At 41.3% G+C, this 14,583-nt stretch carries 11 protein-coding genes and 1 pseudogene; 4 read left to right on the forward strand and 8 right to left on the reverse strand.

All coding sequences use genetic code 11. The features are described from left to right. Positions 1-91: 91 nt before the first annotated feature. The 3 genes from cmr6 to cmr4 all read right to left on the reverse strand — a co-directional run bounded on the left by cmr6 (position 92) and on the right by cmr4 (position 3,600). Entirely contained in the window at positions 92-2,035 is a 1,944-nt protein-coding gene (gene cmr6 / locus myaer_RS13620) for a type III-B CRISPR module RAMP protein Cmr6 (protein ID WP_046662488.1), read from the reverse strand. A gap of 63 nt (positions 2,036-2,098) precedes the next feature. After that, positions 2,099-2,488: a hypothetical protein gene (locus tag myaer_RS13625; protein ID WP_046662489.1), complete on the reverse strand. Its 390-nt coding sequence runs from the start codon at positions 2,486-2,488 to the stop codon at positions 2,099-2,101. Positions 2,489-2,820: 332 nt separating this feature from the next. Then, on the reverse strand, positions 2,821-3,600 hold the full coding sequence (gene cmr4 / locus myaer_RS13630; RefSeq protein ID WP_046662490.1) for a type III-B CRISPR module RAMP protein Cmr4: 780 nt from the start codon (positions 3,598-3,600) through the stop codon (positions 2,821-2,823). Positions 3,601-3,906: 306 nt separating this feature from the next. On the opposite strand from cmr4, the pseudogene myaer_RS22505 reads away from it, so the two are divergent. After that, positions 3,907-4,032 (forward strand): annotated as a pseudogene (locus myaer_RS22505) (IS982 family transposase); the annotation flags it as partial. Positions 4,033-4,034: 2 nt separating this feature from the next. Here myaer_RS22505 and myaer_RS13640 read toward each other — a convergent pair. The 4 genes from myaer_RS13640 to tnpA form a co-directional block, all read right to left on the reverse strand. After that, positions 4,035-5,162, reverse strand: a complete 1,128-nt coding sequence (locus tag myaer_RS13640; protein WP_046662491.1) for a type III-B CRISPR module-associated Cmr3 family protein — start codon at positions 5,160-5,162, stop codon at positions 4,035-4,037. Then, positions 5,135-8,149 (reverse strand): type III-B CRISPR-associated protein Cas10/Cmr2, encoded by a 3,015-nt coding sequence (cas10, locus tag myaer_RS13645; protein ID WP_046662492.1) that lies wholly within the window; start codon positions 8,147-8,149, stop codon positions 5,135-5,137. The genes myaer_RS13640 and cas10 overlap by 28 nt, the downstream gene beginning before the upstream one ends. Positions 8,150-9,047: 898 nt before the next feature. Next, positions 9,048-9,665: a PEP-CTERM sorting domain-containing protein gene (locus myaer_RS13650; RefSeq protein WP_046662493.1), complete on the reverse strand. Its 618-nt coding sequence runs from the start codon at positions 9,663-9,665 to the stop codon at positions 9,048-9,050. Positions 9,666-10,331: 666 nt separating this feature from the next. Further along, positions 10,332-10,763: an IS200/IS605 family transposase gene (gene tnpA, locus myaer_RS13655; protein WP_071846466.1), complete on the reverse strand. Its 432-nt coding sequence runs from the start codon at positions 10,761-10,763 to the stop codon at positions 10,332-10,334. Positions 10,764-10,813: 50 nt separating this feature from the next. Between tnpA and myaer_RS13660 the strand changes: the two genes are divergently transcribed. Then, positions 10,814-12,073, forward strand: coding sequence for an RNA-guided endonuclease InsQ/TnpB family protein (locus tag myaer_RS13660; protein ID WP_046662494.1), 1,260 nt, complete (start codon positions 10,814-10,816; stop codon positions 12,071-12,073). Positions 12,074-12,409: 336 nt separating this feature from the next. Next, the gene (locus myaer_RS13665) at positions 12,410-12,763 is read left to right on the forward strand and encodes a hypothetical protein (protein WP_149039034.1); all 354 of its coding nucleotides are present in this window, start codon (positions 12,410-12,412) and stop codon (positions 12,761-12,763) included. 172 nt (positions 12,764-12,935) lie between these two features. Here the strand turns inward: myaer_RS13665 and myaer_RS13670 are convergent, their stop codons facing one another. Next, a complete protein-coding gene (locus tag myaer_RS13670; protein ID WP_046662496.1) occupies positions 12,936-13,361 on the reverse strand; it encodes a lysozyme inhibitor LprI family protein in 426 nt (141 codons plus the stop codon). 170 nt (positions 13,362-13,531) lie between these two features. On the opposite strand from myaer_RS13670, the gene myaer_RS13675 reads away from it, so the two are divergent. Continuing rightward, positions 13,532-14,551 (forward strand): methyltransferase, encoded by a 1,020-nt coding sequence (locus tag myaer_RS13675; protein WP_046662497.1) that lies wholly within the window; start codon positions 13,532-13,534, stop codon positions 14,549-14,551. Positions 14,552-14,583: the final 32 nt, after the last annotated feature.

The raw sequence follows: 14,583 nt of genomic DNA on the forward strand, positions 1-14,583 counted from the left end.
CTGTCTGAATAATAGCAAATCCGTTTTTAATAGTCTGGTTAACTCCCAAGCGAACTTTAAAAACCCACTTCCCACTTCCCACAGCCTAGGATTATAAAGGGAAGATTTGAGCGAAATTTTGAGAAATAGTTTTAGCTTTCAATTCACTGACGAAATTTTTACGAGGAGCTGCCGTCGCTCCGAATACAGTAACTATTTGGTAATCTCCTAAATCAGCAATCCACACAGGAGAAGGTTTAGCTCCACCACTGACTTTACCACAGAGATTACCATCATATTCTCTTTGACCATTTTTACTGGTAATTTTCAAAGTATCACTGTGAAGAATCGCTAAAGCATGGGGTTTACCTCTTTGTTCATTTCCTGCACAGACAAAAATTTGACAGTTACTATCGGCTGCATCAATCCATTGATTTTGTGAAACTTGATCTACTGTTCTGAGATTATTAGTATTGATATTGGTTTCACTAATGTTATCCAAAATACCATAAAAATCTCGCAATCTTTGCTGAAATTGTTGTTTAAAACCCTGCAGATCATTGGGAATTGCCCAAAAATCTTCTTCACTGTCAATATACAATGTCGAACCACGAAACCAGGGGGCGTGTTCACGACTTTTGCGAGAATAACTAGGTCGTCTTGCACCTTGACCAATACCACCCATATCAGCTAAAAACCAAGTCAAATGTTTAGCTAATTTTTTGACAGCTTCTTCTTTATCTTTTGGGGTTTCAGAAGATAAAGATAAAACTAAAGTTCCCTGTTGTTCACCACAGGGATCATTTTTACCCTGAGCATTGGTTCGAGGTTCTTTTTGGCTAACTTTACCATCAAGAATATTCACTTGTAGATAACCGTATTTTTTAGGATTAATACCGCCAAATAATTCAGTTTCAATGTTTTGAACTTCGTTAATAGGTAAAACTCCAGATGCCAAAACACGAAACCAGTATCGCAGCATCGATTTAAAGGCTGTCGGACGAACTTCTGCGACGGGTGCGCTCCGCATTTGCCATTCATTGCGTCGCTCATTCCATTGCCATTGGGTGAATCGTTGATAACCATGAATTAATTGACCTTCTAGCTCGAAATCCAAGCGATAAAACCCCGAATCATGGCTATTTTTATTATTATCAGGATGACTCGTATCATCAATTTGCTTTAATTGACCGTAACCACTATTTACTTGTGAACCTATGCCAAGCTGTAAACCTTTTTTAAGCCATTGTTTTACCTGTTCCAGTATCTTTTCATCACCACAGTTACTAGCTAGACGTAAACCAATTAAAAAAGTTGGTTCTTTGAGAGACAAAAAAGGATTAGGGTTAGGAGAATATTGCGTAGAGTCATCTTTCCATGACCAAATATTATTAGCCATGTCCACTTCTAATCCACCATTTTTAGTCGGTAAAGGATAGGCATCAAAAAAGATAACTTTACCCGTTTTATTTTTTTTCTCTTTGGCGTTTATATCACCAAAATAGAGAGTGGTTTTTTCCACAGCTTCTTTCCATTCCAGATTATTTTCCGCCATGATTTCTCGGATGGCTTGGTTTCTGGCAACACCGCGCAAGGTACTAGATGGAATATAGGGCATTCCGAGGGCATCAAAAGCAGGTAAAAGAATACTTTCCGGTCCACGATGACCACTGACACGAATACGCCAAGTGGATTTGACTTGAAAAGTGATTCCGTCTTTCGCTAACAGTTGGGTACGTTGATTGAGTTGGTCAAGACGCTGAGTATAGTTAGCATTTTCTTGGGCTGTTTGCAGAATTTGGACTTTGGTAGCGTCTTTGTAATCATGGTCAGCAGCACGCATCCAACGGAGATATTCGACAAAACTGGCTGATTGGTCAGGTTGAGGTTCCTTTTCGGCGTTTAACCAGGGTGAGGGTTGAGGAGGATTATTATTGCCGCCGCCACCACTGGGAGGCTTTTTGGGGGGTTGGTGGTTATTTTGCTGCTGTATAGCCGGATTTTTTAGGATGGGTTTTTGGGGGCGATTAGGGCGTGGTAAGGGGCTATGGGACATAATGATTATAATTTCCTTTCTGGTTCAATGAATGATAAAAACTGTGGTGACAATTTACCTGAGCTAGTCGCCACTTTCCACATCGGAATAGATGGCGTTAGCCCAGAAGCTAAATTCTTGGGCGATTTCCAAGCCTAAACCCGTTAGACCCAGATAATCATCGGTAGATAAATCTTTAAGAGTAGTTAATCCTTGAGAATTAGAAAGATGATTTCTTTGAGATAACTCTTCTAGGCATTGAAAATACTTGGCAACTACCTCTTTTTTTCCTTCTTGATTTAGGGCAGTTTCCTCGGCTTTTAGGCGCATCATTCCCCAAGTAGAAAGATAGGTATAAAGTTCAAGAGCTTGTTTTTTTTGTTCTTTGCGGCGACTATCATCACCAGTATTTAAGTACAATTCTTGTAAGGCATTGAACACGGGCTTGCTAATCGTTCTGGGGTCGAATGTCATGGTTATTTTGGCTCCAAACGTTAAAAAATATTCCCTGACCAAAGGGCATCAAGAGAGATGGCAATATCGGTAAATGTCGGGTTCAGGTTCCGAGTTTTATAGGGTAATTAGACAGCTTCTCTTATCTGTGCTTTCCCCTCGAAACGCTGACGGATAAAGTTGGACAACTCCTTGCCACTATCTCTGTGTAAAGGGAATTATGGACTCATTTCGAGAATATTAACCTTCGGTAATTCTACACGCCGATCGATTAAAATTACCCCGGCAATCATGCGGTGATAATCGACCACTGACTATTGAGCGATGGTGAGATTATCGGTCATAAATTACCTCTACAATTGTTGAACAAAACCGCGTCCTAAACTTTCCTGTCCACCTATTTGAATAATTTCATTATCTGCTAATAACCGTTTAAAATCAGCTTGTGATTGTTGTCCAGTTCCATTAGCTTGAGAGGTAATACCCCAAGGAAAATACATTAAGGTATCGGGGGGAATAGCTTCTTCATAACGAAATCCACCATCGACGGATTTATGCTCATCTAATTTAATTTTAACTTGTCTCCATAAACTCATTTGAATGAGAGTCGTGCAATGCTGATCGGGTAATACTAAGACTTTATTAATGCCACTGCTAACAGAGTTTTGGGGAATAAAACTTGTCCAAGTTGACCAGTCTTTTAGATCATTATCCTTGAGAATGGCATCCTTGAGATAGATGTTCGTGTTGGGCTTTGTAAAACTACAGCTATATTCGGGGGGAATTGTCAGACGAGTATTAGTTAATCTTGTCCAACGACGGAGAAGTAAAGGAGAAGTGATCCAGACGACACCGTGACTTAGAGAAGAGACGGGCAACCAGAGAATCGAGCCATCTCCTATCCAGATGTCTCCCTGTACCAAGTTTTCTGCACCTTGATCGATTTCATTACCGAATAACTTAAATTTTAGGGTTTCTTCGGTAGCTAAAGAACGGATTTTCCCGCGAATTGTACTGGAGGGAATATAGGGTAAAGTGGTATGGGATTCACGAGCAATACCGACTAGATTCCCCTCTTGAGTGGTTCCTCCGGTGTGTAGGGGAGAAAGTAGGTAAAAGTGAATTAAGTTCATGATTAATTAACCTGAGTTCAGCATAAGGAAAAGGACAGGTAGTAAGCTGAAAGTAACCTAAAATTCCGATAACCTGTCCTATATTTAGTCTAGATGCTTTATTTTATCTTGTAGATGATTTCTGTCACCAGTTTGAAGGGCATTGGCCGCAGAAGTTAAGTAAGTAGTTATAATTAAATTGAAGATAGATTTTGCCTCTGATCCCCCCTGCCCCCATTATTAAGGGGGGTGCCGATAGGCGGGGGGATCCCCCCTGCCCCCCTTATTAAGGGGGGTGTCTGACAACTTTTAACACCTACCTACTTATTGCATCATGGAGTAATCAAACGAGTAAGGGCAAAAAGTCTCTGTTTAAGTGAGATCATGACCATTTTGATTGCTTTTCATCAGAATCATTACCGCAATTTTCAGCACTTCTATCTCGATTCTGTAGGTTAACTATTCTCCTTATAGTTGATCCAAAGTAATTCTGAGTAGCCTAATTTGCGCCAGCGTTGGTGATATTCGGGACTATCGGGCTGATCTTGAAATAGGCGATCGGGTTGATTTAAATAGTATTGACTACCCGGGGGGGCGGCAAAGACTTGGGGGGCAGGAATGCTAGTATTTTCTTTTGATTGAATGCGGCAACTGATCGGGATAGCTCGATCGGTTGCGACACTGACTAAATGTCCTGCTTTCTGATTACTATTAACAGTATGGGCGAGTTTCCATTCCCAGGGCCAAGAGCGACAAATCGCTTGATTATTATCGTGACGGCGTTCGAAAATCCCGGGGGTAGCGAGATAGGCGATCGCTTTCCCCTCCGCTTGAAAATTCTTCCGCGATTGTTGTTTTAATTGTTCCCATTGTTGACCTAAATCATCGCATTTTTCCAGCATAACTCGGTGTCCTTCTCCTCCTAACCTTAAAGTTGTGGGAGTGGGAATATTAACATCGATTCCGATCGCTATACTCCAACCGGGTAGCATTCGGATCGCTTTTTCAACAAAGTATCCATCGGCATCTTTTAGCCGTTTGCTTCCGGGTTGCATGGCGTTATGGTAACGAATTTCTTCTCGCCAGGGTTTATCTTCTCCTTCGTGCTTTACTAACCACTGAGAGGGATCGATCGCTCCTGTTTTTAAATAATCGAGAATAACTTCAAAAGGTAGATACTGACGATATTTACTTTCGTTCTCTTCTTGCCCTTCATTTTCTCGATTTTGGCAATTTTTGCGAGGGTTAGCCTTAGCTAAGGGGGCAGGTTTCAATGGATCCCAAAATATATGGTTTTCTGAAATCGCTAAATTATCACTCCAAGAAATAGGAATTAATGGGTCAGAATTAGCGAATCCTAAAGGACGGGGTAGATATAAAGTATCTCCCGCAAAAGATAGGAATGGGCCGGTGATTTTAAAATAGCTATTTTTAGAGCGATTTAGTAAAGAGCTTAAAGCACCAGCGATCGTGTAACTGTTGGGGGGAAATGTACTTCCCGCCCAGGCTGTTTCCTTGGAGCTAAAGGGTTTCGCATCGCGGAGGAGAAGGACATCTAGGGGAGTGATTGTGTACCAATACATAAAAGGGAACCTCCGATCTTAATCTCTCTTTTTCGAGTCATAAAAGCTGCTAATTTCATCCAGCTATCCACGGCTTCCTTAAGATTGTTGGCATCATTTTCCGTGGTTAACCAAAGATGTTTGAGAAAGTTGCTTAGATCTTCTGGAAATTCTCTGTTGTCTGTTGTTAGATTTTCCTGACGGCTAGAGAAGGCCTTGACCCAAACCTCGATCGCTTCTATCATCGGTGCGGGATGCTGTTGCCAAAGGCCGGCCACTGCCTCGAATAAACTGGCATCGGAATTACTGGCGAGAAGTTTTTGCCAGAGGGGGAAAACATCAAACTTAGCCGTAGATTCGAGGCCGTTACCGTTGCCGTAGAGAACGCGGACCTGTACAGCGTCTTTTTTGACTTTTTTGCCGTCAAAGCCTTTATAGGTGTGTTCTTTGGCTTTTTTCTCGGCTTCCCAGAGATTTTCTAGGGCGATAGCAAGGGGTACGGAATGGTGAGCGATGACCATACCGAAACTGATAGTCGCCCGCTTTCCCATGGTAAATAGGGGACGTTTGGCGAGATTTTCGGCAGGTTTTTCGCCTTTCCATTGCCAATAGTCACCGGCGTTATTAAATTCCCCATGGGGGTCTTTTTCTCCCTTAAAACATTGCCGGATATCCCATAACCATTTGTCCCATTCCCAGAGATTAGTATAGGCGAGAACATCATCACCGCCACCATAGATTAAGCGTCCTGCATAACGCTGTTCGGTGAGGTAGGGAACGAGTTGATTAGAGAAGTCTAAAAGGGCGCGACTGAGGGCATGATGAGTAGATGGTCCGATGCGTTTATCGAGGGTGACAAAATCGCCAAAAGCTTTTTGAACTTCTTTTTCTAGGGTATCGGTTTCGGTCGGGGGATGATCGGCGTATTGATGAAGTGACTTGGGGATATAGTCTCGATAGGGTTTCATTTTTTGGCCTTTTAACCATTCCCCCATTCCGTCACCATCTCCTGCGGCGATAACATACCAATCAGCCGGGTTATTGTGGGGATAGTTTTGGTCAATTAATTGGCTTAATTGATGGCGATAATTAGCCATTTCTTCATCGGGTATCTCCAGTTCTTCTACTAACCATCCCGCATTAAGAAATCGAGGGTGATAACGTTTATATTCCGGTTCGATGTGATTGTCAATGTAAGGGATTCCCCAGGGTTGGGTAAGTGCCGTGGGAATCTTTTTACCGTCTTCTCTTAACCTACGCGAGATGGTGCGACAAACTCGATGGAAATAGTCTAGATCACCACCTGTTTTGAGATAACCGGCGACTCCCACAGTTAAATCGGGATAAGCGGCATCTAGACGCTTTTGGTCGCTATTTTTTAAGAGTTTTGGCAGGATTAGGTGTAATCCGCGTTTAACGGTTTCGGTGGCGTTGAGTTGTTCGATACCATTAAATAATCCGGCATTTCGTTGCCAATATTCTTTGCTTGCTTTTTCGCTAATCCAATCATTGTTACCATCGGGATGGACGACAGGCCCCAGTCCAGAAATGGTGGAACGGGGACCGAAAGCGGTGGGAATCTGCCAATCGCGGGCATTTTTGACGGCAGCAAGGGCAGAAAGGTTTTGCTCGAAAGCACTACTCCACCAAGAACCAACATTTGAACTAAAAGGAGGTCTTTTCCACTTCTGATGAGCTAATTCTCCGGCTTTTTGCAAAAATTCCCGCTCTTTTTCTAAAAATAGAGCTTTTTTATCGTAGAGATTATAAAGTTCGTTTTGTTTATCTCGCCAGCTTTGCGCTTTTTCTGGGTCTTCGGCTTGATTTTCGGCGATATTTTCGTTTTCTTGGTAAATTTCGCCACTGGTGAGGGTTTGGTCTTCTCTACCGATGGGAACCCCCACATAATAGGTTTGCCATTGGGCATTTAACCAACTGTCCCAGGTACGACTATTTTCTTTTAATTGAAGTTTCTCGAAAACTTGCCGACTAATTTCTTTCCATTCTTTTAATAATCTAGATTTAGCGGTTTGCATGGCCGCCGCGACTTTATCTTTGGGCAAGATGAGAATAATAACGTTGGGAAATCCGGCGGTTAGTAATTGTTGATCCCCCGGTGGGTCGATCCAGGAGCTAAAATCGGAGTATTTTTCTAATAACCATTGATCGATTAAGGGTTGTGCGTAGAGAGAGGGATAGATCAAACTATCGGGGCCGTATTGTTGGGCGAGTTGCCAGCAGACTTTAGCAGATAGATAGTGTAATATCCAAGAACCTGCCCAAAAATCGCCCATTTTGCGGCTGGCTTTGATTAGTTCTTGCACAGGGGAAAAGCTGAAACTAACGAGGTAAGGGTGGGATAATTGTTTTCCCGTCGGCCATTTATTGACCACATCCTCGGGGGTGAGATCATATCCCGCTAGGGACCCAGCGATGGCCGCCGTTACACTGGCATGACTCCAGATCGATCCGTCTGGTATTCTGGTTTCGGCGGGCATTAAAAGCAGATTTTCGTCATCGAGTAATTTCGTCGCCGCTTGGGGAAGACAGCGCCATAACCACCAAAATAGTTCTTTAGCTTCGTTTTCTGAGATTCCTGTGCGTAGTCTGGCGGGAATCTGGTTAAATAGTCGTGTTTCCTGTTTTTTTAAGTAATCGGTGCGGTTAGAAGCGATTTTCTTATGGGTTGTGTTAGCTAATTTGAGAGCTAAAGGTTCTCCAGAGAGGAGATGACGCAATTCTAGTCCTGTTTGTTGATCGTAGTTAACGAATTGGGTTAAACTAGAGATCGCCGCTCGATCGCTGGCTGAGGTGATATAGTCTGCCAGTTTGATTCGTTTAAGAATTTTTTTAGTCGATTCTTCGGAGTTATGTTTTCCCCACAACTTCATTACTTCTAAATCTCTCCAAAAGCTGTCACCGCTGCGTCCTGAGTTGCTATGTAGAGCTTTCAAGACGGGAGCTTGTAGTAATCCCCAGATTTTCGCTTGCCAGTATCCTAGAGCCACAAACGCCTCAACTTTTTGCTGACTGATCTTCTTTATACAATCAATATGCCCAGGAAGCCGCCAGAGATAACAAGATGTTAAAAAGATTTTTGGTAAAATGCTTCAAAAGCTTATTCTGTCTGAGTTTCTGTTGCCATAGATTTTTTTCTATGATTATTGTCTTTGGATAGTTTTCAGTGTATGAGCTAAGACGCATCTTAACTTCCTATCCTTAGATTAGCTGAATCTCCCCTAATCCCTTTACTTTTGCTTCTTGCCCCTTGGCCCTTGCCTCATCTCAATAAGCAATTTAAATGCGCGGGCAGCTGACAAACTCGTTATCCGGTAGAATCCCTCGATGTACCACAGGCTGGAGATTTTGGCGGTTTATATGGCTGATTTACGACCATATATAGCTATAATTAGCTTATCGGCCGCAACTGGCTTCTGAACTTCAATCCTGTTCGGACGTTTGCTGACCGACTCTCTCTACTCAGTAGAGAAATTAATTGAATGGAAACCAGTGTTGTTCGATCGGCTTAAATTCGTTGATAATTTTCTCTACTCAGTAGGCAAATTAATTGAATGGAAACTTGACAAGATATTTATAGGGATGTTAAATTAACATCATCTCTATACTCACTGAAGAAATTAATTGACTGGAAACAAAAGGGTTCTCCCTCTTTCAAGTTTTCAACTGCCTGACTCTCTACTCAGTGGAGAAATTAATTGACTGGAAACAAAAGGGTTCTCCCTCTTTCAAGTTTTCAACTGCCTGACTCTCTACTCGCGCTTAGAAATTAATTGACTGGAAACATTTGTAGGGTTAATTCATGAATTAACCCTACTCTCCACTCGCGCTTAGAAATTAATTGACTGGAAACCCCCGCGTAGGCGGGAATACCTGTGCTACAATAGCTTACCCCTGGAGTTTACGCGATAATGCACCCAATGAACCCACCGCTAACAGTCCTAAAATGGTACTAGGTTCGGGAGTGGTAGTCGGATTACTAGCTGGAGTCACTTTGAGTTCAGACCATTGAATAAGATCATTAATATCACCCGTGCCAAAAATTACGGAAAAGGAAACAGTTTGTCCCGCAGCAACGGTAAATTGATTATTAAAATTTCTTGATCCGGTTGAAAAAGGCGAGGTTTCTACCGAACTTGAACTTCCATTGCTTAGGGTAAAGCTTTCATCACCTTCTAGACCTTCAATAAAACCAATATTATAAGAGGTGAGTTGAACTGCACTAGAAAAGGTCAGGTTAAAGCTGGTAGTTACCTGTCCGGGAGAACTAGGACCACCTAATACAGCAACACCATCACCATCCGCAAAAAAAGAACCTCGTGGCTGGTTATTGGATATGGTCAAGGTAATGCCATCAACTGTTTTAGTGATAGAGGATAAAGCGTTATCACCTCCATTAAAGGTAAAAACGGCAGCCTGAGCAGAGTTATTGATGGTCAAGGCGAGAGGGACAAGAGTTACACCGAGTCCAAAGGTGGCCAATTTGGCAATATTCAAGATATTCATGGTTTTATGGACAATTAAATAGATAAATGTGGGAATATTCTACCCACCACCGCATTTTGTCAAGATATCTTTTTTTTTGACTTAAATACCCGACTTTTATCGTAATTATCCACTTAAGTAGGTAGGCACAATTATTTGTAGGATGGGTTAGCGGTAGCGTAACCCATGCGGGAGTTGGGTTTCATGCTTCAGCCCAACCTACGTTCATTTTATATTTAATTCCACCCACCTACTTATTTCATAGCTTGCCTTTTATATAGAATATCCTGAGTCGTTCAACCATCCGTAGGGGCAATCCCCTTGTGGTTGCCCCGAAAAGATTATGATATAAGTAAGGCAATTTCTCAGCATGGATGAGGACAATAGCAGATGGCAAGTTTTACCAAATCAGATACTATTGTTTTAAGGTTAAGAACCAGAAGTGTTGAATGTTAAGATTTTGAAGATCATGACCAAGTTATGTATTCGCTCTGATGATACCAAAAAGGACTGCTTATTGACTCTATTCTCAATATTGAATCTAATTTAGCACTGTAAAATACTGGTTTTGTGAAGTTTTATTGCAGGATTCAACACTTCTGACCGATAATCTATCTCAAGGTCGCGAGAGGACTCCCGTTAAACTCCGTAGCGGTTAACGGGAGATGAATCACGACCAGAATAAAACTAACGCGGTAGCGTTTCCACTTTCGGGGAGTTTTGGTTCTCGACGTATTTTTTTAGTTGTTCGATGGTAATGTCGCCACAACTGGCCACGAAATAAGCTCCCGTCCAAAAATAAGGTTTATTGTAGAAATACTTTGCAGCCAAATCCGGAAATTCTTTTCTAATTAAGCGACTACTAACTGTTTTAAGGTTAGCGATTAATTTGGATAAAGCGATGTCAGGTTTGTAATCGATAATCCGGTGAACGTGATCCGATTCACCGTTGAAATCAAGTAAAGTGCTTTCCCATTTTGTCAGCGTTGACACAAAGATTTCTTTCAGTCGGACTAAGATTTCATTATTAATAGCTTTTCGTCGGTATTTGATCACGAATACGACAGGAGCGGTAAGTTTATAAACAGAACAAAATCTATGATTGTAATCAGTTGAAATATTGGGCGGTAAGTGTTATGATTTAACTATACATCACGAAACTAACAACAATGATAACGCTTACCTACCAGTACAAACTAAAGGTAAACAGACAACAGGAACGGGAGATAATCCACATTCTTGATGTTTGCAAAAGCGTTTATAATTACGCTCTTTCAGAACGGAAAGATTGGTTAAACTCTCGAAAGTGTCTTGCGGATCACTGTTCGCTAGTTTCCGAGTACATAATTCCTGCGGATCAACCCTATCCTAATTACTTCGTTCAAGCTAAAAATCTAACGGAAGCTAAAAAAATCTATCCGATATTAAAGACGGTTAACGCTCAAGTTTTACAGCAAGTATTAAAAACTTTAGATAAGGCGTTTAACCAGATGAAGTCGAAAAGTTTTGGCTTTCCTAGATTTAAGAAAAAGATGCGGAGTTTTGTTTTTCCTGCGCTGTCAAAAAACTTCTTAGGTGACGAATACTTAAATTTTCCACAATTGGGAAAAATTCGGATTAGGAAATCTAGGGAGTACCCGTCTGGGTTTGAGCCTAAACAAGCTCGAATTATCCAAAAAGCGTCGGGATTTTACGTTTCGGTTTCTTTCCAATCTACGGAATTAGTTCCCGATATGACAGTAGGGAAGACCTGTTTAGGAATTGACGCGGGAATTGAAAGTTTTGTTGCTACTTCACGGGGAGATTTAATCAAAGACCCTCGATTTTTGTTGAAAGTACAGAGTAAGCTTAAATTGCTACAAGGACGCTTGAAACGGAAAACTAAAGGCTCTAGCAATTGGTTAAAACTTCAGGAGAAGATAGCAAGATTACATGAAAAAGTGTCTAATACTCGTAGAGATTGGCACTTTAAACTAAGTCATTACCTTTGCGATCTCGCTGATAATATCTTCGTTGAAGATATTAACTTCGTTTCTTGGTCTAGAGGGATCGTTAGAAAACAATCTCTAGATTCGGCTATCGGTAGTTTTATTAACGAGATACTACCGTTTGTTATTTGGAAACGGGGAAAATATTATCTTAAAGTCGATAAAAACGGAACTTCCCAGGATTGTCCGAATTGTGGCGCGTTCACTGGTAAAAAGTCGTTATCGGAAAGAGTTCACCGGTGTGATTCTTGCGGTAACATCGAACCAAGAGATACGGCATCAGCAAAGGTAATCGAGAACCGAGGAAAAAACGCGGTCGGACTGACCGTGTTAGAAAACGCTCGCGGAGGCGATTTGACGGGGATCGACCGGTTAAACCAAGTCGATCTAGTTAAAAGCCTAAGAACCGAGAATCCCCCGCTACACCGCGCGAGCGGTTAGCGGGGGAGAGTCAACAGGATACTTTAGATTATGTTCAAGAAAAAACTGGGTTTTCTGGCGATTTTCCATCAGAATGAGGCATGGGCAAGGGGCTTAAACCCTTTGTTGGCAAAACTTGTCGATACCTCAGTAACGTGAAAAGCGCTACATACCATTTTTCTAAAGTAATGGCAAAGATGGTTAATTGCCCTCACCCCCAACCCCTCTCCCAGAAGGGGAGAGGGCAGTAGGATGCCTGCCACTAATAAAGAAAAATGGTATTACTTGACAAACAGTTGTTTGTTAAGGGACACTTGTGAAGTATTCTTTTTGACATTTAGAGGGTTGTAACTAACTATGCAACTAAGAGCGTTTTTCATGGGTCTGACTGTAGCTGGTTTGGTTATACCCAGTGTATTAGGAAGTACATCAAAAGTTTTAGCTGAAGACATTACCTTTACCTTGGAAAATAAAACCAGGGTAAATATGACAGAATTTTACGCTTCTCCTAGTGGGGTTAAAAGTTGGGAAAACGATATTTTAGGTGATGATGTTTTAGGCTCTGGAGAGCAGGTGGAAATTAATATCAATGATGAGCGTACAACTTGTAACTATGACTTTCAAGCCAAATTTGCTGATGGCGATGTAGTGGAAAAATATAATATCAATATTTGTGAATTGGCAGGTGGTAGTTACGAATTTTATGATTAGGTCGAATAATTACTCTCTACTTGTGCTTAAGAAATTAATTGAGATGAACGTAGTGGATTGTTTCAGCTAATTTGGTGTATTAGAAAAATGCTAGAAATTCTATAATCTAAGACTTTAAGCCGAAATCTATTGTCCTATTTTAGCTGAAACAATCCACTACAAATAATTTTACTTAGCGATCACTATCTTCTAAATATCTCTGCAAATCTTTGGTACGCTGCTCGGTGACATCTGCCAAACAAAAACCGTAAACCATCGGAGCCATAGATCCTCCTTCAAAGGCACTTCTTTCAAATTCGCAACTGCTGTCTCTAAACTTAATCCAAGCTTGTTGGGCGCTAATTAATTTTTGTTTGTGAGCAGCTGACAGTTTTGGCAGCAGTTGTTGATAAACTTGGTTTAACTTGCGATCGGCATTTTGATAAGCTATGCTGGCACAAATGTTCATTTCGCTTTGAGTCTGCGGATTGTTACAGTTAGGGCGTTGAGCTAGTTGCCGGTCCCTCGCTCCAGATGTTGGACCAGCAATGCTACGGGTAGCCATCCCGACGGTGAACAAACTTGCGATGCTTAACACTGTTAGTAAAAACTTACCCATATCTATTTATTTTAACGATAGTAAAAATAAGATAGCAGAAATGCAATAGAGCCGAAGATACGAGTCTTGGACGATATGAAGGTTCAGGTTCCCCGCGTCGGGGGTATTCCCACATTTTATCTAAAAACACTATATGGTAATGTTTAATTTTATTCGCGTAAAAGTTGCTTATGTCCTTACCTGAACTCCCTCTTCATCTTCAATTAACCCAAATGGTTTCGGGTTACTGGCTATCTCAGGCCATCTATGCTGCGGCTAAATTAAGTCTAGCCGAGCATTTGAGCAAAGGAGCGAAATCTTGTCAAGAGTTGGCCTCCCTAACGGAGACTAATCCTGCTGCTTTATATCGACTGATGAGAGCGTTAGCTAGTGTGGGAATTTTTCAAGAAACTGAATCTCAACAGTTTATACTAACTCCCTTAGCTGAACATTTATCTAGTGACCATCCCCGGTCAGTGAAAGCGACAGCGATTATGTTAGGAGAAGCCCCCCATTATCAAGCCTGGGGAAATGTGTTACATAGTATTAAAACGGGACAACCATCCTTTGATGATGTCTTTGGGATGGGGGTCTTTGAATATTTTCAAACTCATCCGCTAGATGCAGAGATTTTTGAACAGTCGATGAATAGTTTTTCTTTGTCGGAGGAGAAAGCTATTTTAGCTGTGTATGATTTCTCGGAATTTCAAACCCTAGTAGATGTGGGTGGTGGGTACGGTGAGATGTTGGGGACAATCTTAGAGCAATATCCCCAACTAAAAGGGATTCTTTTTGATGAAGAATATGTAATTTCCCATTGTCAACCCACTTTAGAAAAACACGGTATTGTTGATCGTTGTCAAACCGTTGGAGGTAGTTTTTTTGAATCCGTACCGTCGGGAGGAGATGGCTATTTATTAAAACATATTATTCATGATTGGGATGATCGACGGGCGATTGCTATTTTGAAAAACTGTTGTCAAGTTTTAGATAGTAACGGTAAAGTTTTGGTCTTGGAAATGGTTGTTCCTGCGGGTAATAATCCTTCGGCCGCTAAAATGTTAGACTTGAATATGTTAGTTATGTGTCCAGGAGGTAAAGAAAGAACCGCAGAAGAATTTGAGGAATTGTTGAGCCAAGCAGGTTTAAAATTAAATCGAATTATTCCAACTCAAGAAGATATTTGTATTATTGAATGCGTTAAAAAATAACATAGAAAACGGTTTTCTTTCAAGAAAACCGT

This window comes from Microcystis aeruginosa NIES-2549, assembly GCF_000981785.2.
Classification (GTDB): domain Bacteria; phylum Cyanobacteriota; class Cyanobacteriia; order Cyanobacteriales; family Microcystaceae; genus Microcystis; species Microcystis aeruginosa_C.